The organism is Pseudocalidococcus azoricus BACA0444 (assembly GCF_031729055.1).
GTDB lineage: Bacteria > Cyanobacteriota > Cyanobacteriia > Thermosynechococcales > Thermosynechococcaceae > Pseudocalidococcus > Pseudocalidococcus azoricus.
Genome location: NZ_JAVMIP010000003.1, coordinates 1 through 25493, shown reverse-complemented (window position 1 = coordinate 25493; position 25493 = coordinate 1). Strand labels below are relative to the sequence as shown.

Here is a 25493-nt window from a genome sequence, read left to right as displayed (position 1 = left end):
CATCACCCCCCTACTTTAGCTTGTGATTTGGGCAGGGCCAGCTGATATCAGAAAAAGCTAACTCTGGACTGATGTTTAATGGGTGGGTTTGGCTCTGTAACGCTATACTCTCTAAAGATTAACTCCAAAAAACCTGAAAACCTATTTCGGTTGGGCAGAAATGGCACAAGGCAACTTCAAGTTAAGGCGGTTTTGGGGCTTTGACTGGTCATCGCCAAAATTTCTGCGCTATTGTTCTGCCTTTTTATTAGCTGGGCGAGTTGCCTACCACATCTTGCAAGGTAAAATTCATCGCCGCAATACCCTAGAGCAACTAGCAGCCGTCGGGCCTGAGTCCTTGGGGGTAGCCCTGATTACTTCCATGTTTGTCGGCATGGTGTTCACGATTCAGGTGGCGCGGGAATTTATCAATTTTGGGGCAGCTTCGGCGGTGGGGGGGGTCTTGGCCATTGCCTTAACTCGGGAATTGGGGCCAGTCTTAACGGCGGTGGTTTTAGCGGGGCGGGTGGGTTCGGCCTTTGCGGCGGAAATTGGCACGATGCGGGTCACGGAACAAATTGATGCCTTGCAGATGTTGGGGGCGAATCCGATTAACTATTTGGTCATTCCACGGGTCTTGGCCTGTTGTGTGATGATGCCGATATTAACGGTGCTGGGCCTGGTGACAGGGTTAATTGGGGGAATGATGATCGCCGCGAATTTATATGATATTCCCCGACCTATCTACTTGGATTCTATTCGTAACTTCCTCGGTACCTGGGATATTTGGGCGGCGATGATTAAGGCGGTTATTTTTGGCGGGTTAGTTTCAATTATTGGCTGCCATTGGGGTTTAACGACCACGGGTGGGGCCAAGGGAGTTGGACAATCCACAACGGCCGCAGTGGTGATCTCCCTTTTAGCGATCTTTATTATTAATTTCTTCCTCTCTTGGGTCTTGTTTGGAGGGACAGGGACGATCAGCGTCAATCAGCTATAGCCTACAATGGGCAAGTGAACCTTTGCTGGTTAATTTTGGGCTACATGACTTCTCAAGCACCTCCTTCCCTAGGAACAATTACCCTCCGACCAAGTTACCGCCTCCCCTTTGGTTTAGCCACGTTGGCATTGCCTCTGTTTACAGTCAATCCCTGGCTGCCGTTGCCTTTTGAAGCCTTTGCCCTATTTTTGGCAATTCAAGCGGCCACCTTAAGGCTTCAGTTTACGGATCAGGGCCTGGATGTGTATCGCGGTGAAAAACAAATTCGACCCTTCCCCTATCAAGACTGGTTACATTGGGAAATTTACTGGTCTGACTTACAAATTTTGTTCTATTTTCGAGAAGTCAATAGTATCCATTTCCTACCCATCCTTTTTGATCCCAAACAACTCCAGGCCTGCCTAGAAGCGCGCTGCCCTCGGATAACCTCTGCAACGGCGGTGAGTGGTCATGATGAATGAAAACTGGCCAGATGATGCCCAACCAGCATCGGAAAATAATTCCCAGGCCTCAGAGGAGATTGCCTTACCGGAACCCCTGGATCTGCGGCCGGAATATCAAGAAATGCCAGAGCTGCCTTCCTTAGATGAGCCAACGGAATTCCTGATCAAAGGTGAAAATTCCCCTCCCCTCCTCTCCTCCCCAGATATAACTGCCACCCAGACCCAGCTTCAGCAACTCGTGGCCACATCTCTGGCAGATTTAGAAGCTCAACGGGCCGGTCTGATCAGAGAAATTGAAAAACTCGAACGCCGCCGCGAACGGATTCAAAAAGAATTGAAGCAAAACTTTGTCGGGGCCTCCCAAGACCTGGCGATCCGGATTCAGGGGTTTAAGGATTATTTGGTCAATAGTTTGCAGGATTTGGCCACCACCGCTGAGCAATTAGAATTGATCCCTACGATTCCGCCAACGCCGGCCACCCCAACTGCGGCTCCGGAAACCAAGGGGACGGCTAAACTCCATTTGGCGGAGGAAAGTTTTCAAGAAGAAGCCAAGCGGATCCAGAAGTTAATTGAGCAATATCGCCAAAACCCCAATTACTATGGCCCGGCCTGGCAACTGCGCCGCACCTTTGAACCCATCCATGCCGAGCGAGTAGAGACCTGGTTTTTTGATCTCGGGGGGCGGGGGGCGTTGCGTTCCATGAATAGTCGCCTGCAAAACATTTTGGTGGCCGCGGCAATTATTTCGATCCTGCGAGACTTTTATGACGATACGCTGCGGGTGCTGATTTTGGCCGATTCACCGGAACGACTGGGGGACTGGCGGCGCGGTTTACAGGATTGCTTGGGCATTACTCGGACTGACTTTGGCCCAGATCGGGGGGTGGCCTTATTTGAGTCCGCCGATGCCCTGGCCTTTCGCGCCGATCGCTTGGAACAGGATGACTATTTACCCCTAATTTTGATTGATGATTCCCAGGAATCGGTGAATTTATCCATGTTACAGTTTCCGCTCCTATTGGGTTTTGCCCCGGAACCGCAACTGCGCCAACCCAAATCTGGGGGCCTGGATTTTTTTGAGTAAACCTTGAACCGATATTGCCCCGGCCTAGGGAGCGTTTGTTGGGGCACGGGGTTGCAGGAGTTGCCAGCGGGCTTGGGCTTGGTTGAGGGCCACAGTGGGACTCTCTTGGCCGAGTAAGACCGATTCCAAGGCCCGGCCTAAACTTTCGGAAAAGCGGGCATAACCAGGAAATAAGGGGCGGGCCTGGGCCTGGGGCATCTGCTCAAGAAAGACGTTCAACGCGGGTTGCTCGGCCAGGAAGGACTGATATTGGGGGCGATTTTGGACAAAGCGATTCACAGGTAAATACCCCGTTCCCAAAGCAAACTCGGTTTGAAAATCCTGACTCATGACATATTCCGCAAAGACCCAGGCGGCTTTTTCTCGGGCTGGTGTGGTTTTGAAGATAAAGAGGTTTTCTCCCCCCAAGGCAGTGGCGGCCTGGACATCTCTGGGGATGGGCATCACGGCAAAGTCAGTTTTGGCCTGTTGGAGTTGGCCAAGCGTCCAGGGGCCAGTAATTTGCATCGCCACTTTTGCCGTTAAAAAGTTATCTAGCTCATAACCCCGCTCGGGGAGGGACAAAATTGCTGAACCATCTTGGATTAAATCGGCCCAAAATTGCAAAGCAACCGCCGCTCCAGGGCTATTCAATGTGGCATTATTAACGGCTGTCCCCAGGCCCCCGCCTGCACTCCATAAAAAAGGTAGCCAAGTAAAAACGGCAAAATCCCCCTGTCCTAAGGCCAGCATGATCCCATGTTGATCCACTCGCCCATCTCCATTGGTGTCTTGGGTCAGTTGGCGGGCGACTTGGCGAAATTCTGACCAAGTTTGGGGGAGGGTTGTGATCCCGGCGGCCTTGAATAAGCTCGGACGGTAAAAGACAGCCAAATTATTGGTGGCAAAGGGGACTGACCAAATCTGGTTTTCAAAGGTCATTGTGGCCTGGAGGGCAGGTTCGAGTTCTGGGCGCAGGGGAGAGGTTTGCCACCAATCATCCAAATTCCGAATTGCCCCTAGCTCCACCAGTTGCCCGGTAATGGTTGGATTGTACCAAAGCAGATCTGGAGGGGCATTACCCACGACCGCCGCCAGGATTTTTGGCAATTGTTGATCGGGTTGACCGACATAAATGCTCTCAACCTGGATATGAGGGTGGGCCTGGTTAAATCGATCCACCAGCTTTTGGAGGACTTCTCGGTTGGGGGGAGGATTAACGCCTTGCCAAAATGTGAGCTGAATCACATCCGACTTTGGTGCAGCCCCACAGCCCCAGAGCATCAGGCACAACAGCCCCAGGCCAAGCCAGCGCAACCAACGCCCAGCTTGAGTGATCCGATGTTTAAGTGTGAACAAACTTAGCCCTTGGGGATTGCAAAATTCTTAGCTGACCTCTATTTTTGATGAAAATGGTGAACCTAACCCAACTCTAGGCTGGTAATCCCGTAAAGACCATTGAGATTGATTTCGGGGGCCTGGGGCAGGTACATCCGCCCAGTTTCAAACATTGGGGTCATTTGGTAAGCCTCGACTAATTTCACGGCATCAGGATTAACCAGGGGGATATCGAGAAAACAAGCTGCCCCTTGCGCGTGGGCAACCAGGCCCCGAAAAATTGTTTCTGCGACTGAATAATTCACGGCAAACAACGGCCCAATCCGCCAACCCGTCTCAGCCGGTCGAATTGCGCCATAGCCTTTGAGTACAGAATCAACATAGGCATAACTGAGGGTGTGGGGTTGCTGGAACCAGGCCTGGAGAAACTTCTCGCGCGCTCCTGGAAAAAATTGCCGGTCAAACCCTAATAACTCCGCCCAGGCCACCTCTTGAATCGGTACTAAATGTGGATCAATCGCAAAATTCTCGAAAAACTGCCCCTGAAATCGACTATTGCGATGGGCCAGCCGAAACCCGGAACGTTCATAGTTATGTTGCTGCTCGACCACCCCATCCAGGCCAAGGATCCGCCCCGATTGTGACCTTAAGTAGGTAATCGCTCCATTCCAGGTTTGCAGGCCATAGCCCTGTCCGCGAAATTCCGGTTTGACGATATAGAACCCAACAAAGCCATAGTGATCGCCATAGGCAACCCCGGAAATACAGGCAATCGGTTCACCGTCTAACTCGCCTATAAAAAAGCCAGTGGGGTCGGTATTGTAAAACGTGGTGGCATCAAACTGGCCGGGGTTCCAACCTTCCACCGCCGCCCAACGCACCGCAAGCTGAATTTCTTCTGGCTGCATTTGCCGAACCACAAATCCCATAAAATCCATACCTCACTAATGCTGGCGATATTATTTTCAATCGCCACTAGGTTGATTTTACGCTGAAGCCAGGCCTGGCCCTATAACTCTTTCTCCGACTGACCTTACTGATGATCTGTATGATCAGGATTTAGTGCTTTGGTATCAGGAAACCATCACTAGGCTCAAGCAGCGAGATTTTAGGCATTCTGGAATGACTCACCGATCAGGTCATCACTCATCTTGATTAACTTTCAATTAGATCAAGGATTTGCTGGACAATCAAAAAACTCTCTTCATAGAGCAGATCTTGTCCCCAGCGTTGCAGTTGTTGACTCAGCAGCAGTTCCGCCGTTTGTTCACTCAAGGGATTGACCTGATAGGTTTTGGCCACTTGCGCCCCACCGCCCGACTCCATCCGCATACAGCCGCGGGTTTCAGAACAAATAATTGTGGAGCAGTCAGCCTTCAAATTGGTGGAAGCGAGCTTCAGATCAATTAAATCCCCAAGGATCTCACCCCGATCTCCAGTCGGAATGCCCGCCAATTCCGCTTCAATCACCCGTTGATCTGCTCCAAGGAGTTGAATCTGGTAAATCTCATAATCTCCTGACTCCACCTTAAATTCAGTGGGCTGCCACTTTAGCCGACTCGCTAACCAGCCTAAAAACAGCAGGGCCTGGGTCGGATTTCCTTTTTCGTAATCCACTGTTACCCGATCAATTTCATGAATTGCTGCCCGCCGTTCTGGGGGATCAAAGGCCTCAGCACTGAGTTCTTGCCAGGCCCCGAGTCGTCGCCAGTTCAAATCTGCAATCGGTAGGCCCTTAGCCATTAACTCTGCGACTTGCCGTAAATCCGTAATGGGTTGAGTAAATTCACTGGAGTCAACAATAATGCTGTCAAACAGGGGTGCAATCGTAGTTAAAAGCTCCGGGTTACTGTCCAGTCCTCCCTTCCACCACAAAAACTTCGGTAAATCGCCAATGGCTAAGGAGGGGATTAACTCGGTCACACGGCCTAAGGCTTCGGTGGTTCCCTGGAGAGTGATGTACTCACAGCAGATGAGTGAACTCCGGCTTTGTTTTTTGATGGGGCAATAGGCAGCCACTTGGGCCGTAACTCCCGTATCGGGGCCAAGGGTGGGACAAAGGGCAATGACGCGACAGGGGTTTTGGCTAGCAATGACATCCGCCACGCCCCCACTCCGAATATCGGCCGCATAGCGTTCCCCAATGCCTTCAAAATCCCCGGCCTGTTTGCGGGCATATTCTTGACGCAGATGGTCTAAGGTGGCGGCATCCCGTTCTCCCGTCACTGGTAAGCCATAGTGGGCCTGGGCCGCTTTCAAGGCAGCCGTCATCCGGGGGCCAGCAATGCCATCAATCGGGCCACTGTAAAATCCCAGCCGAGACAGGAGTTGTTGCGTGTCATCGGAGTCATACACAACGAGAGAAAAGGTTGCGGCCCGAGTGGCTACAGGCACGGCCTGACTATCGCCATTGGGGCTTTGGGCCAGCCAAATTTTTTGTAATTCCGATTCAATATCGCTGAGGGAAACATCAATCGGGTCTTGGAGGGACACGAGGGAAGTAGATTGAGTCGCCATAGGTCTAAATACCAAATTGCATCATCAAGACGAAAATATGACAGCCCTTAAAGTCGTCGCCAGCGTCGGCCATCGTTGTTAAGCATCAGTTCCGCTGCTTCCGGTTGCCAGGTGCCGGCTTCATAGGTGGGAATTTTACTTGGGTCACTGGGGGACTCCCAGGCCGCGAGGGCCGGCATCACCACCCGCCAGGCCGCTTCGACTTCATCGGCCCGTGTGAATAGGGTTTGATCCCCCAACATACAATCGAGCAACAAGCGGGTGTAGGCATCAGCGGTGGCCATTCCAAAGGACGACCCATAGCTAAAGTCCATATCCACGGAACGGGAACGCAAATCGGGCCCTGGCATTTTGGCTTCAAACCGGAGCGAAATTCCCTCGTTGGGCTGAATCCGCATCGTTAAGACATTAGCGTTGGCCTGTTGGGCGGCGGATTGGAAAATGAGCAGGGGGACATCCCGAAACTGGATCGAGATTTCGGTGACTTTTTTCGGGAGTCGCTTGCCTGTCCGTAAATAGAAAGGAACCCCTTGCCAGCGCCAGTTATCAATCAATAGCTTCATCCCGACAAACGTGGGTGTTAAGGTTGTTGGACTGACCCCCGGTTCATCCCGATAGCCAGGGACTTGTTGCCCTTTCATCCACCCAGTCGCATATTGGCCCCGAATTGCACAGTTGTCCAGATTATTCAGATCGGCCAAGCGACAGGCCTGGAGGACTTTGACTTTTTCATTCCGTAAACTATCGGCATCAAGGGAGTTGGGCGGTTCCATTGCCGTGAGGGCCAGGAGTTGGAGAATGTGGTTTTGGACCATATCCCGCAAGGCCCCGGAGCTTTCGTAATAGCCGGCCCGATCCTCCACGCCGACGGTTTCCGCCACGGTGATTTGAATGTGGTCAACAAATTGCCGGTTCCAGAGGGGTTCAAAAATGGCATTGGCAAAGCGAAACACCATCAAGTTCTGAACAGTTTCTTTGCCTAAATAGTGATCAATCCGATAGACCTGTTCTTCTTTGCAAACTTTTTGGACGACTTGGTTGAGGGATTGGGCTGAGGTGAGATCCCGGCCAAAGGGTTTTTCAATCACCAGGCGAGATTTATGGGGATCCGCTAACAGGCCCGCGCCCCCCAGTTGTTCAATCGCTTCGACAAAAAAGTTGGGTGAGACGGCCAAATAAAAAACCCGATTGCCCCTGGTTCGCCGAGTTTGATCCAATTCATCCAGTAAATTTTTCAGCTTTAAGTAAGCAGCGGGATCGTCCATATTGCCGGAGCAGTAATATAAACCCTGGGCAAATTCATTCCACACCGGCTCGGCCTGGATACCGCCGCCAAATTCTTCCACGCCTTGCTTGAGGTGCTCCCGGAAAAACTCATGACTCCAATCCCGCCGGGCCACTCCAACCACCGTAATTTCGGGGGGCAATCGCCGCTCGAGTTTGAGTTGATAAATGGAGGGGATTAATTTGCGTTGGGTTAAGTCTCCCGAAGCCCCAAAAATAACCAGAATTAAAGGTTCAGGGGTACGTTCTTGCCGGAGACCAACTCGCAGCGGGTTTTCCATTACGGCGACCATGGTTTGCGTTCCTTCTTGATTTCAAACTTGGGCGAGGGGGGGCGTGGGCTGAGGGCGGTTAACAAAGGATTCAACGAGGGCGACATCTTCCGGACTGCCAATTACCAGGGGGCTGCGGGCATGGAGTTTAGTCGGAGTTACATCTAAAAGTGGTTCCTTGCCGGTACTGGCTTTTCCCCCGGCCTGTTCGACTAAAAATGCTAGGGGGGCCGATTCGTATAAAACTCTCAGCTTGCCTTCCGGTTTGTTCACGGTTCCCGGATAGAGAAACACACCGCCCTGCATCAAAATTCGGTGCATATCCCCCACAAGCGCGCCACTGTACCGGGCTGTATAGCCAGGATGGCGATGGACATAGCGGGTAAATTCGCGAAACGGTTCGTCCCATTCCCAGAAGTTGCCTTCATTGACACTATATACGGGGCCGTGGGTAGGAATTTGGAGGTTCTCAGTCGAAAGAATAAATTCCCCTAAGCTCGGATCCAGGGTAAACACATGCACCCCCTGCCCAATGGAATAAACCAGCATCGTACTGGGCCCGTAGAGAATGTATCCGGCTGCCACTTGCTTCCGCCCGGCCTGGAGTAAATCTTTGGCTTCACCATCGAGATCATCCCCTTCCTGCTGCCGAATCGAAAAAATTGACCCCACACTCAGGTTTATATCCACATTGGAGGAGCCATCAATCGGGTCATAGAGCAGGGTATAGCGACCAATCGGGCAGTTCTCAGGAATGTAGTAGGGCTTTTCCATTTCCTCGGAAGCGAGCCGACAGACCAGGCCACTTTGCTTGAAAACCGCAATAAACACCTCGTTGGCAAAGACATCCATTTTTTTGACATCTTCACCCTGGACATTTGTTTCGCCTGTAAATCCGAGAACGTTGGCCATTAACCCGGCCCGACTTAACTGCCGCGCAATCAATTTTCCGGCCAAGGCAATCCGATTCATGATCGCGCTCAGGTCTTGGGCGGCAGCATCGTAGCTTTTAAGCTGTTGGAGCACATGGCGGGAAAGAGTGGTGCAATCCCGGTCTAACGTGGGGTCAGTATCGAGCGGGGCCTGGGTCGTGAGGTTTTCACTGGACATGATGCCATCCCAAAAGTTGGGGGTTCACCACCATCCTAGATATTATTTTTCAGGAGTTTCTCAGTCTTTACAACAACTAAAGATTTTGGAAGCCAGGCCTGGGTTGATGTTGGGTATATTTGAAAAAAAATCTACGAGGTTGTAGCGATGGATCCGTTTGATGCAGTCTCCAAACTTGCCGGAATGGCTTCGAATATTTACCCCAAAATTCATGATTCTGTGGAGGATTGGAATAATCCTGCGTCTGTATCAAATGACATCTCTAAAGTCTCAGAGCAAGTTGTAGAGTTCTTAAACCGTGTCCCAGGCATGACTCAAGCTCATAGCCGAGATTTCAAAAGAGCGACACCTATTTTTACGTTGCGAGATGGCTCAGTGCTTAAGACCTGGAAAAATCCGGTGGGAGTGAATCATGTATTCATCGCTAATAAAAAGGGGGAAATGGTTTTTGGTGGTTTTGTTGGCTGGATTCACGCAGAAGGATTACACCAGGCCCTTCAGCAAATTCGGGCAAAATTTACTTAAAACCTACCTAAAGTTTATTTGGTGCTGATGTGAGTTTGAGTTGCTGAGGTGATAATCTCCCCTGCCTTTTACAGTGTTGCGTTGGGTTGGGTTTGTTCAATGGCAGTGTGAATGTGAGTCCCCGTGGCCTGGAGTAACTCTGCAATTTTTTGGTTTTGCTGATTCACCCAGTCATTAGATGTTTCGTGAATAATAGCCGCCCCTTGAGGAATTTTTTCGAGTTCCTGGGGATTGTTCATGAGCAATTCAATATGAGAAATGGCTGCGTCAAAATTAGTGTTAACCAGTTCTCGGTACTCATCTGGTGTTAAGTTCAACTTCATAACGCAATCTTTGAGCCTCCCAGTTCTCTTTCATCCATCTTAGAGAATTAAGACAGTTTTGCGCATTATTGCCTGTATCCACCAACCATTGCTTTTGAATTGAGCCATCGGGAGAGCAAATATCAAGATGGGGGCCGTCATCCCAGTCATCAGCCCGAATTACTTGCACCCACCTACTATCGTCACCGAATTGGCACTCCAACATAATTGCATAACTGGGACGATCTGAAGGATGGGTTCTAAGCCTAACTCTTAAGCGGTCTTGATGGGATAGGGTTTCATCAATGTAATCCTTATCCAATCCGTCCATCAGCTTTTACTATATCTGTAAATTTATGATGATAAGGTCTTGGTATTCTTCGTTTGAACTCCAGGCCTGGGGCTTTCAAGGCAGCTTGGGCTTGTTAAAGATTGATCACTAACCGCCGTTTTCTAGGTGATTGATCCAGGCCTGGACATCGGATAACTGATTAAAGTCAAAAATAGATTCGGCCAAGGATTCAAGCTGGGCCTGGGATAAGCTCTGAAGTTGGGATTCTAGGGACAGGGACAAAGCACCAAAACGCCGTTACAACTGCCGCGTGAGGATTTCTAGCTCTCCATCTTGTTTGGCTTCTTGGTAAAAGCGACTTTCTTTCAATTCACTGATTGTAAATCCCAACATAACAGACCAGAATTTGATTAGGAATGAGACTCTAACCAGGCCTGGAAATCATTAATATCTTCAAAGTTTAAGAGTGCCAGGCCAAGGTCTTCTAATTGTGGCTGCGGGAGTGAACGAATCTGAGCAATTTTTTCTTCTGATAAATGTCCAACGCGTAATCCTAATTGTCGAATAATAAGAGAAGCCTCTTGCTCCAAGCCTTGTTGTAGGCCTTGTTGTAGGCCTTGTTGTAACCCTTTCTCTAAGCCAATGCGTTCCACACTAGTAATATAAGGCATACGTTTCTCCCGTTCATGGGCTGCTAACTCCTGCCAAAAGTCTAGCGTAAGTTCTTGGGGCAAGCTGAGTAACCAATCAATAAAGCGAAATAAGTTAATAATTTTGGCTGAGTCATAGTTTTTCTCATAAAGAAGTTTTACCAGTTCTAATTTCCACTGCTTTCGGAGCAGACGGTCTTTTTTGGTGGCTAAGGCCCGGAGATGGGCAACAACGGCAATGGCAAACGGATTAGTCGAAGTTAGGAGTGTGTTGGCCTGGGATTGATAGTCCAGCAGCTTGATACTTTGAAAACGAGTGTAATTTTCACTGCCCCATAGGGTTTCTCGAAATTCAGACGGTCGCCAATTGGCTGTTTCATCGGCTAAAATTGCCACACTTGCGACGGGTTTCCGAAAACGATCATAAATTCGATAACGATAGACAAACATCCGCTCGGCAAAGTTTGCGTTTGATGTGCTTTGAACTTCCACATGAACCAAAACCCAGGCCTCGGTCTGTGCCATTGTCCAAACTTTAATCAGCTTATCGGTGGTGCGGCGGCCCAGTTCGGCATCGGCGGTAATTTGCTGGAGCTCGTTATCTAAAAACTCATAGCCTTGGTTCCAGTCAATTTCAGGGAAGGCTTCGGGCAGGAAAAATTCGATAAATTCAGGGAAAAAGGCTTCAATCAGTTCTTTCCAGGGGGAGTCACTGTCTGTTTGGGGTGGTGTGTCAGATGAAGACATTATTATTCTTAAAATAAAGATGGTTGACTCGCCAGGCCAGTATCTTCGATGGTTGCTTTTTTAAAGTTGAGGCTACCCATAGTTAGATCAAAATATTCAGCCCGTTGTGAACCATCCAATAAACCGGCAATCGTCAGGACTTGAATTTTAGGATAGGCCTTACCATTTCCGGCTTGATAAAATCCGGCATTGGCTGCCTCTTTCAGCATCGGTTTGGTGGGATTAGCTAAGGTGATAAAAAGTCCTAATTCAGCTTTGTTACTGGCAACGGTGGCAATTAAATCCTTAAGCATCGTGAGAGAGACATTTTCCCCGCCTTTAACTGAGACAATAATTTTTCTAATCTCCGGCTTACCATTGACAAAATCCGTAAAAAAGATTTGCCCATCAATGCCGCCATCAGCCCCTTTCCTTTTGCCTTTGTAGGGTTGAGCATTCACTAAGGAACAGGCCCACCATTGAAATTGATATTTATCCCGTTGGGCAAGGTCTTGGGCAGCGGCGAGGTCTTGGGGTGTGCCTTCAACTGTAAATTCAATCCCCGGAAATGCATCTTTTAACCGCTTTTCAATCAAACTAATGGCGAGGTGGGTAATATCAATCCCGATCCAATTTCGGCCGAGTTTTTCCGCTGCATGAACTGCTGTCCCACATCCACAAAACGGGTCTAAAACTAAATCGCCGGGGTTGCTACTGGCTTGAATAATTCGCTCTAACAAGGCTAAGGGTTTTTGGGTTGGGTATCCTAATCGTTCTTTGGCCTGGGAGTTAATTGGGGGAATATCAGTCCAAATATTTGTAGTTACCGCACCTTCGTGTTCAGATAAATACTTTTTGAGGCGAGGTCTTTTACTAAAGTCAAAACTTCCATCAGCGTGTTTTGGATACCAAATTTTTCCTTCTTCATCTAAACGCTGCATTGTGTCTAGTTTATATCTCCAGCCTCTAGGTGGGGGCGGAAAATTCATCCACTCATACCAACCATTAGGTTTACCAGTCTCTTTATTGATTGCAGCCATTCCGCCACCTTCAGGAGCAGTCATATCATGGGTTTGATATAGTCCTTTCCCGTCATTATCATCAAGATTGAACCGTTTAATATAGTTAGAGTCGTGTGCTATGAAGTTAACTTGAAATTTTGTATCCTGTGATTTCGCATAGAAAAGGATAGTGTCTGAAATGTTTGAAAATCTTATTTTTGCATCACTATGAGCGGATTGACGTTTCCAAATAATCTCATTTCTGAAGTTTTTTGGTTCAAAGATTAAATCCAGAATCATCTTGAGGTAATGGCTGGCGGTGGGGTCACAGTGTAAATAAAGGCTGCCTGTTGATTTCAAAACCCGATGTAATTCCACTAGCCGAATTGCCATCATCACCAAATAAGCCGATAATGAATTTTGACCCAAAGTACGGACTAATAAATCCAGCAGTTCAGCCAATTCTCCCCGCTTAAATTTCAGTTGTTCTAAGGCCCGCACTGATTCTTCGCCCCATTGCCAAGTATCTTCAAACGCGGTGATCTGGGCCTGGGAGTCTTCACCTTTGGGAGATTTGAAAAGGATGTTGTACCCGGCCTGGGAATTAAATGGTGGATCCAGATAAATTAAATCAACACTTTCATCGGCAATGCTGGCCCGTAAAACTTCTAAATTGTCGCCATAGTAAAGGGTTTTCATGTTTCTTGGTTATTGTTCCAGGCCTGGAGATCATAATAATTCATTAAAATCAAAGATAAAGTCGGCTAGGGATTCAAGCTGGGCCTGGGTCGTGAGGTAGTCGCTGGACATGATCCCATCCCAAAAGCTGAGGGTTCATCACAATCCTAGATATTATTCTTTAGAAGTTTGTCAGCCTTTAGAACAACTAAAGATTTTAGGGGCCAGGCCTGGGGACTGTTGAGTATATTTGAAAAAAATCTACGAGGTTTTAGCTATGGATCCGTTTGATGCGGTCTCCAAACTTGCCGGAATGGCCTCCAATATTTACCCAAAAATTCACGATTCTGTAGAAGATTGGAATAATCCAGCCTCTGTATCAAATGAAATCTCAAAGGTCTCAGAGCAAGTTGTAGAGTTCTTAAATCGTGTCCCAGGCATGATTCAAGCTCATAGCCGAGATTTCAAAAGAGCAATGCCAATTTTTAAACTGCGAGATGGTTCAGTGGTCAAGGCCTGGAAAAATCCTGTCGGAGTGAACCATGTGGAAAATCTTCTTCCTAGCCTCCTGCAAGCATCTTGCGCCCCAGGCCAAGTTTTTTTATCCACTATCCCAACGACGATTCACCTGAGATAGGGTGTACTTATTCAGGCAGTTTCCCCTATTTCCTGAAATTATTTATATTAAAGGACTAGATTTTGGATGACGATTGTGGCTCGGTTCATGCTGACGATTGGAACTGTAACGGGTGCTGTCTTGATGATGGCAAGCGCAGAAGCTCTGATCCCGAGTCCGAGAAAATCTTTGGGCAGCAACCAGCCGTGGTTAGCTTATTCCGTTGTGGATGATGCTTACCAGACTTGCTCAAAAGAATTAGCCCGCTATGGAGTCCGAGTTACCGGCCTGGTTGATTCCTATTCTGGCAAAGGTGGAGCCACAGTAGTTTTACGGGGGGTGAATGCAGGGGGATATCCAGTCACCGCAGAGTGTAACTTAACTATTCCCTCGCGAGCCTTAGATATTCGCTACTTATAATGATGCTGGTTAAAACAGGGCGTTTAGGGCGGTGGCCAAGCCTGCTCAAGGATCGCTGTTGTCAGGTTGGCCCGGTTGAAATTAGCACCTCGCAGTTTAGCCCGGGACAGATTTGTGTTCATTAAATTAGCTTCCGAGAAATTAGCCTTACCCCAATAGCCCCAGGATAAGTTTGCTGCTGTTAAATTAGCCTTGACGAAAATTGTTTCGGCGCCGTAAGCACTGGTCAATGAAGCTGCGGTTAAATCAGCACAGTAGAAATTACAGCGAAACAGTTGGGCCTGACTCAATTCGGTTTGGTGCAAGATGGCCTGGTTAAAGTTCCCATAATTCAGGTGGGCATGGAGTAATCGAGCGTGACTAAAGTTGGCCTGGGGAGCCTGGGCCTGGCTAAAATCCGCCTGATCAAAATTGCCATTGCGGCCATCACATTGGGTTAAGGTTGCCCAACTAAAATCTGCTCCTACAGCGATCACCTCCCGTAAATCCCCCAGGCATACATCGGCTTTGGTGAGGTTGGTTTCTGTTAAATTAGCCCCGAGGAAATAGGCCCCTGTTAGTCTCGCTTCACTCAGGTTGGCCTGTTGGAGATTGGCCCGATAGAAACTAGCCTGGTTGAGGTTGGCTGCCTGAAAATTACAGCCGATTAACTTGGCCTGGTTAAATTTTGTTCGCTGTAGTTGGGCCTGGGAAAAATCAATCCCCCGCAAATCCAGTCCTTGAAGATTGGCCTGAGACAAATCAGGAATCACTTGAGGACAACGAACCCGCCAGGCCTGCCAAGCCTTAACCCCATATTGGAGCAGGGCCAGGTGTTCTGAATTGGCCATAGTTACTCCTGTCGGCCAGGCAATAGTAAATCTCGCCCCGGTAATGACTCCATCACGGCCTGGACGGCCCGCTGTGCCGCTAAAATATCCCGTTCTGCCCCACCTAAAAATAATCGCCCAAAACTTCCGACCGCAGAGACTTGCAAAATATTAATCAGGGCTGCTTTTTCAGCTTCATTGGCCGCCAGGGCCGCATAGGCCGCCGGTTCAACTTCAAAAACATAGAGAGTTTGTCCAGAAAGAATCATATTCCCCCGCCGGGAACGGTTAATCAGTTGGGTGTGGTGGGCATCAAGATTCCGAATCACTTGACTAGAGATGATCCTAGGGCGCAAGGAGTCCCTCGGCCTAGCACCAATGGCATCTAAAATGGCTTGACCGGCGGCCTTCACCTCCCCCTGACTGCTGGCATGAACTTCCAACAGGCCATATAACCGTTCGATGAATAGCACCCCTGGACGGACAACTGCAGCTTTTAAGGCAATGTCCAATAACCGATTAATATCAATTCCTGGGGAAATTTCTACCCATAATGAAGCTTCGCCTGGCAACGGCAAATACCCCTGAGCAACGGTTCCTAAGTAGGCAGCGTGTTGAGATTGGAGGGAATCAAGATAGACATAACTCCGTAGATCAACGCCCAAAATCGCCACCCCAAATCACCACTTGGAGATTTCCTCCACCTCGGATAACCCTGAAAAACGGAGAGAGAGGGATTCGAACCCTCGGTACGGCCTTTCGATCCGTACAACAGATTAGCAATCTGCCGCTTTCGACCACTCAGCCATCTCTCCAACTGAGCAAAGCTTATTCTAGCAGATTGAGAGCCGCATAGTCATGTTCGTTTTTACTGGAGTCTGTAAATTTACAGTTGACGTGGTTCCTGTTTCTGGGAGAAGATAGTAATCCCGCCTATGAAACGGGGCCTGGTGTCTGACTGGGCAAAACAATGAACTTATGCGGAACTGGCGGAATTGGTAGACGCGCTAGATTCAGGTTCTAGTGTCCGAAAGGACTTCGGGGTTCAAGTCCCCGGTTCCGCATCCCCCACCTCAACAATAATGATTTAAGCAGCATCTATCCCTGGGTTGCTTTGCTTTTGGCCTGCTCTAAGTCGGACTGGGTCAGATGTAAACAAACATAGGGTAACTGGGCCGCCTGCATTCCCCGCCGCATTCGGCCACTGCTGTAATCTAGCAAGACAAACAGGGGTAATCGCCGCTCGGCTCCTTCACTAAAAATATCCTGATGATGTTGGGGCATTTCCCAGTGATACCCCCGCTGTAAAAGAACTTGGGTTTGTCGCCAGCGATTGAGCAGGTCGGGAAAATGTTCACCAGGCCGATGGATGAAAATTAAAATCTCAACATCGGTCTTCACTCGCCACTCTGGGTCACACATGAGAAAGACCAGCTCACAGGGGAGTTGCACGGCGGTGACACTTTGCTGGCGTTGGCCATTTTGATTGGGGTTCTGGCGTTGGATTTGGGCGATGGGTAAGGGAATCGTAATCAGGCTTTCCGTTGGCCGGCGCATACTGGGGATGGTTTCCAAGTAGGGGCGATATTGCCGCAAAAGATGGGTTGCTTGGTTAGGGTCGGTATAGCGGACTAAGACCTCTTCATAGACAATATGCTGTAACGCCATAGAATTAGGGGGTGGTCAAAGGGTAGATTCACTAACAAGATACCAATCTCAAAGAGAGTCTGGCCTTAATCAATCACGATTTGCTAAATTGCTGCTAGTGTAGCTCTTAACACTAGACAAAATTTCTTATCCTCGATCTGGCAACTGCTTTCTATGACTTCTTCGAGTAGCGAATCTCCCCTGTTTAATCCCCCAACCGAGGCTCAACAGGCCCTAGAAAAAGAACGACATTTACCCCTGACCGGTTGGCAGCAGGAAGTATCCCAGGGGTTAGCGTTTGGCCTGGAAGCCGCAGAAAGTATTAAAGACCGAACCATTTCCACCTTTTCCCGGGGGGAACTGCCTCACTTCGCCGGGATTAACACCTTTCTGAAAGCTCCCTACTTAGAAGATGTGCGTCAAGTTGGTAACTATGATGTGGCGATTGTGGGTGTCCCGCACGATTCTGGCACCACCTACCGGCCGGGAACACGGTTTGGCCCCCAAGGGATTCGCCGGATTTCTGCCCTTTATACGCCCTACAACTTTGAATTTGGGGTTGACCTGCGGGAGCAAATTACCCTCTGTGATGTTGGCGATATTTTTACAATTCCGGCCAATAATGAAAAATCCTTTGACCAAATTTCCAAAGGCATCGCCCATATTTTTGCCTCTGGGGCGTTTCCGATTATTTTGGGCGGCGATCACTCCATTGGCTTTCCCACAGTGCGGGGTGTGTGTCGGCATTTAGGGGATAAGAAAATTGGCATTATTCACTTTGACCGCCATGTGGATACCCAAGAAACCGACCTGGATGAACGGATGCATACCTGTCCTTGGTTCCATGCCACCAATATGGCTAATGCTCCGGCCAAGAATCTCGTCCAGTTGGGAATTGGCGGGTGGCAAGTGCCGCGGCAAGGGGTCAAGGTCTGTCGAGAACGGGCAACAAATATCCTGACGGTAACGGATATTACGGAAATGGGCCTGGATGCCGCCGCCGATTTTGCCTTGGAACGGGCCTTGGATGGCACAGATTGTGTTTGGATTAGCTTTGATATTGATTGCATTGATGCTGGTTTTGTCCCTGGGACGGGCTGGCCGGAACCAGGTGGTTTATTACCCCGAGAGGCCCTGTATTTGCTGGGTAAAATTATTCGGAATGCGCCAGTTTGTGGGATGGAAGTGGTCGAAGTTTCGCCCCCCTATGACATTAGTGATATGACCTCCTTGATGGCAACGCGGGTGATTTGTGATGCCATGGCCCATTTGGTGGTTTCAGGACAATTGCCACGCCAGGCCAAGCCGGATTATATTTATGCTCAGGCCAATATGAATGTGGATGTGCCTTGGGCGTAAATCCTGGCTCAAATTGCGGGGAATAGTTGACCCATGCATGAAACAGATATGACCAAAGCCTTGATCATGACGGTCAAAGATTGGTGGGATGCACAACCTGGGCAACCAAAAATTACAAAAGTCCATTTAACCGTGGGTCAGTTTACCTGTGTTGAGCCAGTGGGTTTGCAATTTGCCTTTAAGGTGCAGACCGAAAATACCTTCTTGGCTGGGGCTGAGTTGGTGATTATGGAAACACCCTTAATTGCTTTTTGTCATCGCTGCCAGGAGGAATATTTTCCTGAAATGGGTCAACGCTATGCCTGTCTAAATTGTGGGCAACCAATGGAGGATATTCGCTCAGGCCGGGAGTTGAAAATTGAACGGGTGGAGTTCTCTGATTCCTCCCCGGCCAAGCAATCACTACCATAGTCTCTCAACCAAGCAAGAGCCATCTCGATAATTATATTATTACTTGATAAGTATTGAACTATCGGGAAGAGTATTGTCGACACATTTTTGAACTGAGTTAAGTTGGTTTAATGACTGCTCGAGAACATTCTGCTTCCCATGACCTTCGGGTTATATAGTAAACAGTAATGATTCGTGAGATTAGCCCAAGATTATTTGCGTCTGATAAATTTTGAATTATCCCTAGGCTTAAAGAAGGGCTACTCCTTATCAAGGGCAGTGATGATCACATAGTCTCACAAATGAAGACGGATTGCTATATGTGCATTGGAGACAGGTGCAAGGTTGTTTTTTCCCATGGTTAAAATGCCGCACGATAAGTACATCTTTATAAAGTAAGATGCTATCTTGATACTCATCAACTTGTTTGCTCATGTTATTTCTGAGGCTAACTGCTTAAAGTCGGCGTTGCACAATCATGGGATGATGGAACCGAATATTGGAATCCTGCCAAACTTGAGGTAGTGAAGTAAAAGTCTGATAGATGCTTTTAGTAGTGTTTCTGACTTGGAGTAACAAAATGTCTTGCGGTGAAATCGGGCTAAGTCATGTCTTAAACGACTATTTTCTCCCTCCACTCGTGTCATTGCGGTTTTGCTCACTAAATGGTCACAATCGTCAATACAGCAAGGATGAAGGTAGTGGGTCAGTTTGACTATTTCTCAAGGAGAGAGACAATCTCTGCGATTGACCAGACATAATCTGCGATACCAGCCGCCACAGCGGGAGTTGTCTTAAGGGTTTGATGAACCCGCACAAAGTTGTAATACATAAAGTGTAAAGCTACAGCGTGTTCGAGATTTTCTACTTTCTTTGAAAAAGCATTGGTAAGGCGGGTAAATCGCCGCATTCCCATTCTCATAGTTAGATTTTGCCGTTCTACATAAGAAGTGCCAATATACTTGGCATCAGGCTGTCCAACAATCACTTGAGTTCTTGTGCCTGTGCAGACACTAGGGCTATACCGTACATCACCCTCTGTCGGCGTTCCAAAAAGCTTAATTAGCATGGCGTAATCAATTGAGCCACCAAAGGCACTTTCTACCGCTTCCAGATAAGCTTTATGTCCATCTGTAGTGAGTTGGACTTTATGAGTTAAACGGTCTGCCAAATCGTGCATAAAAACTTCTCCATAGGCGGCATCACGCTTTCCGACAAGCCAGCTAACCATCAATTTTGTATCAGCATCTAAACCTGTCCAGGTATAAACATCGCCATAGCCAAATTCACCCTTCTTATCCTCTGGGACGTTTTTCTGCTTTGAATAAACAAATGCCCAAATCTCATCACACCGAATACGTTTGCAGGTTAGGTGTCTCACATTGGCATCTTGGTACTCTGCACAAACCTTGCCAATATCTACAAGCAACTTAGTTACTGTATTCTTTGCTACTCCGGTCATCCGAACAGTTGAACGGATTGAGTTGCCTTCTACCAAACAGGCAATCACTTGAACTCGTTTCTTAGTATCTAATTGATTCATACTGACCATTTTGCTTGACTGGTTAAGTAAAGTCAAGTACATAGTTGACAAAATCTTAAATAAGTACCAATATAGTTGACATATAGCGCAGTCAACCATACTTGGTTTGTCAACAGTAGTTTTTGGGTGCGCGTTGTAGGCAATACTTTGCGGATATGGGATTAGCTTATGACTATGTTTGAGAATAATGGACAAGAAGAAAGTATTGATGAGGCATCTCAGTTTTTAGAAATTTATAAACAGTCACTTCCAGTTGAGTTTGATCTAGGGGTCAAAAGGATTCTTGATTCATCTAAATCAAGATGGAGTGACGTTATGAAGAATCTTGGCTTAAGGCGGGAGTTTGTTATTAATGCTACCCAAGGGAATCTCAGCAGAATCTTGATTGAAGCAGATATTTTTTCACTTGCTCAAAACCTAGGATTAAAGACAGGAATATTCAAAACAAAGGGTGGTTCCCATCACATGAAAATATCTACAGATAATTTAATTCTTACTGTGCATACTTTTGGAGATAGAGATGGAGAAATGTCCCGATTTACTCAATACAAACAGTTTTACTCCAAATCGAATCCCATGTATAAATATAAATCATCGAAGAACATCACGGAACTGATTTGTCAAGGAAGTTTATTTAGAGACATTGATATTGGATTACCAAGTCTCTTTCCAGATAGTACTTTTGTTGATAAAAGACTTTATGCGACGTTATGCATACCTCGCTTTTTAAACCTCAGAAATCAAACAAAACTTATTTTACCTGATTTAATGTATTCCGGTTTTATATTTGAATGTGAATTTCTAGATATCAGGGTTTCTGAGTCAAAAGATATATCAATAAACTTGTATTCAGAAAATACTATCGATCCAACACAAATCATATTGAAGAAAGACAACACAAATGAGATAATAAAAGCAGAAATACAAGAAAAGAAAGAAGACGATAATATTAGTGAAAGCAGCTAAAAATCAATGTATTGCAAGGGGGCATTATGAGTAAAGGAACGCCAGGATTCATGGGGGAGAAGCTTTCACAAGCACTAAGATTGAGAAGAATTAAGCCTATTACCTTGGCGAATGAAATAGGAGTTACTAGGTCATCAATTTCTGCATATGAAAAGAATTTAAGATCGCCTAGCCCTGAGATTATGGGACAAATATGCCAAGTATTAAATTTGCCTTTGAGCTTTTTTGTTAACAACTCAATATATTTACCTAAATCGAACAGTCCATTATTTTATCGATCTTATTTTTCTAAGTTAAAGATGGCTCGTGAAGCAGCAGAGGAAAAGCATAGAATTTTTTCTTCTATGGTTTTTTATCTTGATCGTTTTGTTAGTTTTCCTCCCTCAAATATTCCATTATTTGACGTTCCATCAGATCCGACAGAAATAGATGAAAAGCAAATAGAGGAAATTTCTCAAAAAACTAGAAAATATTGGGGACTGAATTTAGGCCCAATTAGTAATGTCATTTATTTGTTAGAAAACAATGGAATATTTGTAGGAAAATTCCCTTTTGGTTGCGATAAATTAGACGCTTTTTCTCAAAATATTGAAGGGCGTTATTTTCAAATCATCATAGGGTCGGACAAAGGCTCTGCTGTTAGGCAAAGATTTGATGCTGCTCATGAATTAGGGCATATTGTTCTTCATAGGAAGATACCTAAAGAAATTGTTAAAAGTGAAGTTTTTCATGGCTTGCTCGAATATCAAGCAAATCAGTTTGCTTTTGAATTTTTGTTCCCTACGCCTGCATTTAAAAATGAAGTAAAGAGATATAGCATTGGCGAATTTATTAATCTTAAGAGAAAATGGAAGGTTTCAGTTGCTTCTCAAGTGCAAAGGGCAAGCAAACCAGACATTGCTGGTGTAGTAGAAATGGCTCCTCTACAAAGAACTATTAGTCGAAATGGATGGAGAAAAAATGAGCCTCTTGATAATGAACTTATCTGTGAAGAGCCGCGCTTAATCAAGGATGCGTTCAAAATTGTCTTAGAAACAAGAACTCAGTCTCCACAAGATGTTTACAATAACTTTTGCTTACATTTTTCTGATATTGAACAGATTGCAGGGCTGCCTGATGGGTATTTAAGTTCTTTTGAACAAGAGAAATCAAAAGTAATCGATCTGAAAGATGAATTCAAAACCAGGAATACTATTGACATAGATGATCCGGTTGATTTTGATTACGAAGAAACAAAAAATGTATCAAACAGAAAGACTAATGTTTATAGCTTTTTAGATGCATTTGCACAAAAGACATAAATTGCTATTCCTTGCTTTTGTTCCACCTAGCCTCAGCAGCTTTTTTCGCAATTGCACTTCTTTCTTCTGGATTAAGCTTTTCTGCCCTGGCTTTGCCACCTTTTAGACCACCCAGCCGACCCAGTGCTACAGCAGCAGGATTCTTATCTGATTCTTGTGGCTGTTCTGTTTGTGGCAATTCTGGGGCAGTATCGGATGTAGCTTGCTCTACGATGTAGGCAGCTAATTGATTTAAGTCACGAGGGTTGCTTGAGCGTTTTGGCATATTGCCAGATTATCATAAGCACTCTGGCTTGATTGCAATAATTCGTTACATTCAAACTGACCCACTACCAGGATGAACGGGATACCGATCGGTAATGTATAAGAAACACTGCCAACACCGGAGTACTAACCATAATTTCCAAAACGTCTCAGCATTAAGACGAGCTAAGACCCGGGCCAAAATCCCAGCTTCATCGGCATTTACTGCCGTCCATAGCCAAATTTTGTTTTTTTTGAACCCACAAATGTTTCTAATTCATCTACTTGGGCAATGACTGGACAGTCCTCACTCTCCGGTGCGTTAGGAAGGATTTGTCCCAGCGTTCTCACCCAATCAATGACAGTATTATGATTGACACCGGTGCATCACTCAATTGCTCGAAACCCCAGACCATTGACATAGAGTTTTAAGCGGTGTTCTTTAACAGTATTGGGATAGCCTTTGGGAGAGTAGGAGTCGATAAACTGACGGCCACAGTTAAGGCATTTACTGATTTGGGTGGATTTGCAATCTGGACAGTTCATCCCCCTATTATCCAACGCCTGGGAAGGTGAGACTTGGCGGTAGTGCCCTCCCTCTATGATTTTAATATACCCAGTTAACCGTGAACCTTAATAAGTTTCTCTTATCCCAGTTAACCCCGTGATATAGTTTTAAGATGTAGAGTTAACAGGGAAGAATGAAGGGTAATCCTAATCCGGTTCAGACCCCAGAATTTAAGGCAAAGCAGTTTAAGGCGTTTGGGGAAGTGTCTCAACCTCTATCCAGTAGGGTACTGGGGGTTAAGCTCCCTATAGACATTGATAAAGCGGTGTTCAATCTTCCGCCTAAAGAACGCGTTCCGTGGGTACGGCGTGTCATCGCTGAAGCTGCACAGCGGGAATTGATGGGCAATGCTCCCCAGGCCACTAGCGTGGTGTCACCGACTCCTGGCCTGGATACCACTAATGGGTCTGGTGATGATGTTCTCAATTTGGGAGCAACTAGCGGGCCTGGGGATGTTGAGACAAAACCTAAGCGCGGGCGAAAACCCAAGGGAGAAGGCTAATGAGTGAACCGATAACAGCCAGTGAAGCCAGACAGATTCTTGATGTTCTGAAGGAAGTCCAAGGCGATATGAAGTCGGTTAAGTCTGATGTTCAGTCATTAACCGTAGAGGTCAAGGTGATGCAAGCGGAATTGAAAGGATTGCGAGATGACCTTAACGAGCTTCGGACTCAGCAACGCTCTACTGATGGGAGGTTATGGGTCTTTGTCGCTGGCCTGGTGACATTACTAGGTGGCAGTCTGTTGACGGGCCTGGCTCGATTGTTATGGGTGCGACAACTGATTTAGTTGATACCTCCAGGCCGGCCTGGAAATAAACCCACATTGTTCAGTAGGGATTGAAGATTTACCCCGAAATTTACCCCGATGCTTTATTGAAAATGCTCATAAGTCTTATCTGGTATTGGTTCTAGCAATTAATGTCTCTTCGTTCGGGACGAAGGGGTCGCAGGTTCAAATCCTGTCATCCCGATAGGTTGGGGAACCTATAACAGATAAGGCTTTTGGGAGTTTTAAGACACTTCTGAAGGCTACTTTTCATTGTCAATAAGCCAACGAAAGAAGGTTTTTAAGGGTTATTTGGGCGTTGAGTTTACCCCCATTTTTACCCCCGTAGGTTTCCCATGAGTAAAGTTACGATTGAGCATCACCGAGGTTTATTACGGTTACGGTGGCATCATTCTGGTAAGCGTCACACTCTATCTTTAGGCGTTCGGGATGATGCAATTGGCAGGGGCATAGTCCAAATTAAAGCCAGTGAGATTGAGCGAGATATAGCGGCCGGCAGAAGTGTTGAAAGTTAGTAAAGTACAAAAAAAGGGGCAGAAATCAAGTATTATCCCTTTAGATAAACAAAAAATAGTGAGTTCATCATGGCATCATTTACAAACATTGTCAAATCGATTCTCAAGCAACTCAGCGGTCACGATTACCCCGTTCTCAACTCTCAACTATTTTTCAAAATCTGGTTAACCTACATCTTAGACCAAAGCTTAACAAGTATGCGAGCCTTATTTTACCGTTTAAATAAATCAGGAATTGAGGTTGATATATCCACCTTTTCAAAAGCAAATAAAACTCGTGATGATGGCCTATTTCGGCGAATTTATGCTCAACTAATACAGCGAGTTAGGCGAAAAAACTCACATTCAAAGTGGATGTTATTCCCGATTGACTCAACCGTAGTTACTCTAACCAGTCAACTCTTTTGGTCGCAAGGATATCATCAAGTCAAGCTCCTGAATGGATTTAACCTGACTCAAAATGTCAGGAGTGACTGTGTGATTAACTTCGGTCAAGAAAATGATATTAAATTTATCGAGCAAATCCTGACGATGATTCCGAAAAACATAGTTACCATAATGGATAGAGGGTTTGCAGATTAGAAATTTCTGGATGAATTGAGTCATCTAAAGCATCTATTTCTAGTGCGAATTAAAAACAATATGAAGACGGAACTAAATCACAATTGCTATCGAGTCATTCGATTCTATGATATTTACAATGATGCCGAGTTTCGTCTGGCTACGAATATTTCAAACCTGAGAATGAAGAAATTAGTGAATTGTATCGGCATCGCTGGGGAATTGAAAATCTATGGAAATTACTATAGGGCAAAGCTCGTTCGCAGAAGATGCATTTATCGTTAGAACAACTCATCACTAAGAATCTCAACGGAGTCAACACGCAAATTTATATGATTCTGATTGCATACTTAATTTTGGAGTTAATAGATGTACCAATTTTATATGCTCGAACAATGTTAGATAAGCTACGTTATTTGCAACTCGAACTGAGCCGTCATTGCTCGGTCGTTCATTGGAGCTTTGATTGGCAACCAGAGATTCTCGTCTCTTGAATTGTAAAGTTTTATTGAAGCTTTCAACATTTCTGCTCTAAATACAGCATTTTTCATGACTAGTTGGCACAGTAGCAACAGTGGGTAAA

Annotated in this window: 27 protein-coding genes, 2 tRNA genes and 3 pseudogenes; 15 read left to right on the top strand and 17 right to left on the bottom strand. The window is 46.5% G+C overall.

The window, feature by feature from the left end; genetic code table 11:
• The first annotated feature begins 160 nt into the window (after positions 1 to 160).
• The 3 genes from RIF25_RS04765 to RIF25_RS04755 are packed head-to-tail and all read left to right on the top strand — an operon-like array spanning position 161 to position 2509.
• The gene (locus RIF25_RS04765) at positions 161 to 979 is read left to right on the top strand and encodes an MlaE family lipid ABC transporter permease subunit (RefSeq protein ID WP_322877405.1); all 819 of its coding nucleotides are present in this window, start codon (positions 161 to 163) and stop codon (positions 977 to 979) included.
• Between the two features lie 44 nt (positions 980 to 1023).
• Positions 1024 to 1440, top strand: a complete 417-nt coding sequence (locus RIF25_RS04760) for a DUF3119 family protein (protein WP_322877404.1) — start codon at positions 1024 to 1026, stop codon at positions 1438 to 1440.
• The gene (locus RIF25_RS04755; protein WP_322877403.1) at positions 1430 to 2509 is read left to right on the top strand and encodes a DUF3086 domain-containing protein; all 1080 of its coding nucleotides are present in this window, start codon (positions 1430 to 1432) and stop codon (positions 2507 to 2509) included. The genes RIF25_RS04760 and RIF25_RS04755 overlap by 11 nt, the downstream gene beginning before the upstream one ends.
• Positions 2510 to 2533: 24 nt before the next feature.
• On the opposite strand, the gene RIF25_RS04750 is transcribed toward RIF25_RS04755, so the two are convergent.
• The 5 genes from RIF25_RS04750 to fbp all read right to left on the bottom strand — a co-directional run bounded on the left by RIF25_RS04750 (position 2534) and on the right by fbp (position 9009).
• The gene (locus RIF25_RS04750) at positions 2534 to 3847 is read right to left on the bottom strand and encodes an ABC transporter substrate-binding protein (RefSeq protein WP_322877402.1); all 1314 of its coding nucleotides are present in this window, start codon (positions 3845 to 3847) and stop codon (positions 2534 to 2536) included.
• A gap of 62 nt (positions 3848 to 3909) precedes the next feature.
• Positions 3910 to 4755 carry a GNAT family N-acetyltransferase gene (locus tag RIF25_RS04745; protein ID WP_322877401.1) on the bottom strand — a complete coding sequence of 282 codons (846 nt, stop codon included), beginning with the start codon at positions 4753 to 4755 and terminating at the stop codon, positions 3910 to 3912.
• A 226-nt stretch (positions 4756 to 4981) separates the two neighbouring features.
• Positions 4982 to 6343 (bottom strand): glucose-6-phosphate dehydrogenase assembly protein OpcA, encoded by a 1362-nt coding sequence (gene opcA, locus RIF25_RS04740; protein ID WP_322877400.1) that lies wholly within the window; start codon positions 6341 to 6343, stop codon positions 4982 to 4984.
• Between the two features lie 47 nt (positions 6344 to 6390).
• On the bottom strand, positions 6391 to 7920 hold the full coding sequence (gene zwf / locus RIF25_RS04735; RefSeq protein ID WP_322877399.1) for a glucose-6-phosphate dehydrogenase: 1530 nt from the start codon (positions 7918 to 7920) through the stop codon (positions 6391 to 6393).
• 21 nt (positions 7921 to 7941) lie between these two features.
• Positions 7942 to 9009: a class 1 fructose-bisphosphatase gene (gene fbp / locus RIF25_RS04730; protein WP_322877398.1), complete on the bottom strand. Its 1068-nt coding sequence runs from the start codon at positions 9007 to 9009 to the stop codon at positions 7942 to 7944.
• A 147-nt stretch (positions 9010 to 9156) separates the two neighbouring features.
• Here fbp and RIF25_RS04725 point away from each other — a divergent pair, with 147 nt between their 5' ends.
• Positions 9157 to 9534, top strand: a complete 378-nt coding sequence (locus RIF25_RS04725) for a hypothetical protein (RefSeq protein WP_322877397.1) — start codon at positions 9157 to 9159, stop codon at positions 9532 to 9534.
• A gap of 68 nt (positions 9535 to 9602) precedes the next feature.
• Here the strand turns inward: RIF25_RS04725 and RIF25_RS04720 are convergent, their stop codons facing one another.
• The 5 genes and pseudogenes from RIF25_RS04720 to RIF25_RS04705 form a co-directional block, all read right to left on the bottom strand.
• A complete protein-coding gene (locus tag RIF25_RS04720; RefSeq protein ID WP_322877396.1) occupies positions 9603 to 9857 on the bottom strand; it encodes a hypothetical protein in 255 nt (84 codons plus the stop codon).
• The gene (locus RIF25_RS17485) at positions 9832 to 10167 is read right to left on the bottom strand and encodes a DUF7718 family protein (protein WP_456154078.1); all 336 of its coding nucleotides are present in this window, start codon (positions 10165 to 10167) and stop codon (positions 9832 to 9834) included. Before RIF25_RS17485 ends, RIF25_RS04720 begins: the two co-directional genes overlap by 26 nt.
• Positions 10168 to 10275: 108 nt before the next feature.
• Positions 10276 to 10413 (bottom strand): annotated as a pseudogene (locus RIF25_RS04715) (DUF4351 domain-containing protein); the annotation flags it as partial.
• Positions 10414 to 10538: 125 nt separating this feature from the next.
• Positions 10539 to 11525, bottom strand: a complete 987-nt coding sequence (locus RIF25_RS04710; RefSeq protein ID WP_322877395.1) for a DUF4351 domain-containing protein — start codon at positions 11523 to 11525, stop codon at positions 10539 to 10541.
• 8 nt (positions 11526 to 11533) lie between these two features.
• The gene (locus tag RIF25_RS04705) at positions 11534 to 13204 is read right to left on the bottom strand and encodes a DNA methyltransferase (RefSeq protein ID WP_322877394.1); all 1671 of its coding nucleotides are present in this window, start codon (positions 13202 to 13204) and stop codon (positions 11534 to 11536) included.
• 256 nt (positions 13205 to 13460) lie between these two features.
• On the opposite strand from RIF25_RS04705, the gene RIF25_RS04700 reads away from it, so the two are divergent.
• Positions 13461 to 13820, top strand: a complete 360-nt coding sequence (locus tag RIF25_RS04700) for a hypothetical protein (RefSeq protein WP_322877393.1) — start codon at positions 13461 to 13463, stop codon at positions 13818 to 13820.
• 66 nt (positions 13821 to 13886) lie between these two features.
• Entirely contained in the window at positions 13887 to 14219 is a 333-nt protein-coding gene (locus RIF25_RS04695) for a hypothetical protein (RefSeq protein ID WP_322877392.1), read from the top strand.
• A gap of 23 nt (positions 14220 to 14242) precedes the next feature.
• Here RIF25_RS04695 and RIF25_RS04690 read toward each other — a convergent pair whose 3' ends face one another.
• From RIF25_RS04690 to RIF25_RS04680, 3 genes are all read right to left on the bottom strand, one after another.
• Complete coding sequence (locus tag RIF25_RS04690) at positions 14243 to 15049, bottom strand: pentapeptide repeat-containing protein (RefSeq protein WP_322877391.1); 807 nt, start codon at positions 15047 to 15049, stop codon at positions 14243 to 14245.
• A gap of 2 nt (positions 15050 to 15051) precedes the next feature.
• Positions 15052 to 15693 carry a hypothetical protein gene (locus RIF25_RS04685; protein ID WP_407682330.1) on the bottom strand — a complete coding sequence of 214 codons (642 nt, stop codon included), beginning with the start codon at positions 15691 to 15693 and terminating at the stop codon, positions 15052 to 15054.
• 58 nt (positions 15694 to 15751) lie between these two features.
• Positions 15752 to 15843: transfer RNA gene (locus tag RIF25_RS04680), tRNA-Ser, on the bottom strand.
• Positions 15844 to 16008: 165 nt separating this feature from the next.
• Here RIF25_RS04680 and RIF25_RS04675 point away from each other — a divergent pair.
• Positions 16009 to 16092 (top strand) — tRNA-Leu (locus RIF25_RS04675).
• 34 nt (positions 16093 to 16126) lie between these two features.
• Here the strand turns inward: RIF25_RS04675 and RIF25_RS04670 are convergent.
• The gene (locus RIF25_RS04670) at positions 16127 to 16696 is read right to left on the bottom strand and encodes a hypothetical protein (RefSeq protein WP_322877389.1); all 570 of its coding nucleotides are present in this window, start codon (positions 16694 to 16696) and stop codon (positions 16127 to 16129) included.
• Between the two features lie 153 nt (positions 16697 to 16849).
• Here RIF25_RS04670 and RIF25_RS04665 point away from each other — a divergent pair, with 153 nt between their 5' ends.
• Positions 16850 to 18034 (top strand): agmatinase family protein, encoded by a 1185-nt coding sequence (locus RIF25_RS04665; RefSeq protein ID WP_322877388.1) that lies wholly within the window; start codon positions 16850 to 16852, stop codon positions 18032 to 18034.
• 33 nt (positions 18035 to 18067) lie between these two features.
• Positions 18068 to 18445, top strand: coding sequence for a hydrogenase maturation nickel metallochaperone HypA (hypA, locus tag RIF25_RS04660; RefSeq protein WP_322877387.1), 378 nt, complete (start codon positions 18068 to 18070; stop codon positions 18443 to 18445).
• Positions 18446 to 18900: 455 nt separating this feature from the next.
• On the opposite strand, the pseudogene RIF25_RS04655 reads toward hypA, so the two are convergent.
• Both RIF25_RS04655 and RIF25_RS04650 read right to left on the bottom strand, forming a co-directional pair.
• Positions 18901 to 19122, bottom strand: a pseudogene (locus RIF25_RS04655) (IS1 family transposase); the annotation flags it as partial.
• A gap of 17 nt (positions 19123 to 19139) precedes the next feature.
• Entirely contained in the window at positions 19140 to 19967 is an 828-nt protein-coding gene (locus RIF25_RS04650; protein WP_322877386.1) for an IS1 family transposase, read from the bottom strand.
• 168 nt (positions 19968 to 20135) lie between these two features.
• On the opposite strand from RIF25_RS04650, the gene RIF25_RS04645 reads away from it, so the two are divergent.
• Both RIF25_RS04645 and RIF25_RS04640 read left to right on the top strand, forming a co-directional pair.
• A complete protein-coding gene (locus RIF25_RS04645) occupies positions 20136 to 20933 on the top strand; it encodes a hypothetical protein (protein ID WP_322877385.1) in 798 nt (265 codons plus the stop codon).
• A 26-nt stretch (positions 20934 to 20959) separates the two neighbouring features.
• Entirely contained in the window at positions 20960 to 22234 is a 1275-nt protein-coding gene (locus RIF25_RS04640; protein WP_322877384.1) for a helix-turn-helix domain-containing protein, read from the top strand.
• A gap of 4 nt (positions 22235 to 22238) precedes the next feature.
• Here the strand turns inward: RIF25_RS04640 and RIF25_RS04635 are convergent, their stop codons facing one another.
• Positions 22239 to 22499: a hypothetical protein gene (locus RIF25_RS04635; protein ID WP_322877383.1), complete on the bottom strand. Its 261-nt coding sequence runs from the start codon at positions 22497 to 22499 to the stop codon at positions 22239 to 22241.
• A 679-nt stretch (positions 22500 to 23178) separates the two neighbouring features.
• Here RIF25_RS04635 and RIF25_RS04630 point away from each other — a divergent pair.
• The 4 genes and pseudogenes from RIF25_RS04630 (at position 23179) to RIF25_RS04615 (ending at position 25404) form a co-directional block, all read left to right on the top strand.
• Positions 23179 to 23547: a hypothetical protein gene (locus RIF25_RS04630; RefSeq protein WP_322877382.1), complete on the top strand. Its 369-nt coding sequence runs from the start codon at positions 23179 to 23181 to the stop codon at positions 23545 to 23547.
• Complete coding sequence (locus tag RIF25_RS04625; RefSeq protein WP_322877381.1) at positions 23547 to 23834, top strand: hypothetical protein; 288 nt, start codon at positions 23547 to 23549, stop codon at positions 23832 to 23834. The genes RIF25_RS04630 and RIF25_RS04625 overlap by 1 nt, the downstream gene beginning before the upstream one ends.
• Before the next feature lie 335 nt (positions 23835 to 24169).
• The gene (locus RIF25_RS04620) at positions 24170 to 24349 is read left to right on the top strand and encodes a hypothetical protein (RefSeq protein ID WP_322877380.1); all 180 of its coding nucleotides are present in this window, start codon (positions 24170 to 24172) and stop codon (positions 24347 to 24349) included.
• A gap of 69 nt (positions 24350 to 24418) precedes the next feature.
• A pseudogene (locus RIF25_RS04615) lies at positions 24419 to 25404 on the top strand (transposase).
• Positions 25405 to 25493: the final 89 nt, after the last annotated feature.

Bases quoted from the DNA above. Each gene is read 5' to 3' on its own strand.
- RIF25_RS04710 (WP_322877395.1), bottom strand. From the start codon at position 11,525: ATGTCTTCATCTGACACACCACCCCAAACAGACAGTGACTCCCCCTGG.
- opcA (WP_322877400.1), bottom strand. From the start codon at position 6,343: ATGGCGACTCAATCTACTTCCCTCGTGTCCCTCCAAGACCCGATTGAT.
- fbp (WP_322877398.1), bottom strand. From the start codon at position 9,009: ATGTCCAGTGAAAACCTCACGACCCAGGCCCCGCTCGATACTGACCCC.
- RIF25_RS04690 (WP_322877391.1), bottom strand. From the start codon at position 15,049: ATGGCCAATTCAGAACACCTGGCCCTGCTCCAATATGGGGTTAAGGCT.
- zwf (WP_322877399.1), bottom strand. From the start codon at position 7,920: ATGGTCGCCGTAATGGAAAACCCGCTGCGAGTTGGTCTCCGGCAAGAA.
- RIF25_RS04635 (WP_322877383.1), bottom strand. From the start codon at position 22,499: ATGCCAAAACGCTCAAGCAACCCTCGTGACTTAAATCAATTAGCTGCC.
- RIF25_RS04720 (WP_322877396.1), bottom strand. From the start codon at position 9,857: ATGAAGTTGAACTTAACACCAGATGAGTACCGAGAACTGGTTAACACT.
- RIF25_RS04755 (WP_322877403.1), top strand. From the start codon at position 1,430: ATGATGAATGAAAACTGGCCAGATGATGCCCAACCAGCATCGGAAAAT.
- RIF25_RS04760 (WP_322877404.1), top strand. From the start codon at position 1,024: ATGACTTCTCAAGCACCTCCTTCCCTAGGAACAATTACCCTCCGACCA.
- RIF25_RS04745 (WP_322877401.1), bottom strand. From the start codon at position 4,755: ATGGGATTTGTGGTTCGGCAAATGCAGCCAGAAGAAATTCAGCTTGCG.
- RIF25_RS04640 (WP_322877384.1), top strand. From the start codon at position 20,960: ATGAGTAAAGGAACGCCAGGATTCATGGGGGAGAAGCTTTCACAAGCA.
- RIF25_RS04620 (WP_322877380.1), top strand. From the start codon at position 24,170: ATGAGTAAAGTTACGATTGAGCATCACCGAGGTTTATTACGGTTACGG.
- RIF25_RS04625 (WP_322877381.1), top strand. From the start codon at position 23,547: ATGAGTGAACCGATAACAGCCAGTGAAGCCAGACAGATTCTTGATGTT.
- RIF25_RS04665 (WP_322877388.1), top strand. From the start codon at position 16,850: ATGACTTCTTCGAGTAGCGAATCTCCCCTGTTTAATCCCCCAACCGAG.
- RIF25_RS04670 (WP_322877389.1), bottom strand. From the start codon at position 16,696: ATGGCGTTACAGCATATTGTCTATGAAGAGGTCTTAGTCCGCTATACC.
- RIF25_RS04765 (WP_322877405.1), top strand. From the start codon at position 161: ATGGCACAAGGCAACTTCAAGTTAAGGCGGTTTTGGGGCTTTGACTGG.
- hypA (WP_322877387.1), top strand. From the start codon at position 18,068: ATGCATGAAACAGATATGACCAAAGCCTTGATCATGACGGTCAAAGAT.
- RIF25_RS04650 (WP_322877386.1), bottom strand. From the start codon at position 19,967: ATGAATCAATTAGATACTAAGAAACGAGTTCAAGTGATTGCCTGTTTG.
- RIF25_RS04630 (WP_322877382.1), top strand. From the start codon at position 23,179: ATGAAGGGTAATCCTAATCCGGTTCAGACCCCAGAATTTAAGGCAAAG.
- RIF25_RS17485 (WP_456154078.1), bottom strand. From the start codon at position 10,167: ATGGACGGATTGGATAAGGATTACATTGATGAAACCCTATCCCATCAA.
- RIF25_RS04695 (WP_322877392.1), top strand. From the start codon at position 13,887: ATGACGATTGTGGCTCGGTTCATGCTGACGATTGGAACTGTAACGGGT.
- RIF25_RS04700 (WP_322877393.1), top strand. From the start codon at position 13,461: ATGGATCCGTTTGATGCGGTCTCCAAACTTGCCGGAATGGCCTCCAAT.
- RIF25_RS04705 (WP_322877394.1), bottom strand. From the start codon at position 13,204: ATGAAAACCCTTTACTATGGCGACAATTTAGAAGTTTTACGGGCCAGC.
- RIF25_RS04645 (WP_322877385.1), top strand. From the start codon at position 20,136: ATGACTATGTTTGAGAATAATGGACAAGAAGAAAGTATTGATGAGGCA.
- RIF25_RS04725 (WP_322877397.1), top strand. From the start codon at position 9,157: ATGGATCCGTTTGATGCAGTCTCCAAACTTGCCGGAATGGCTTCGAAT.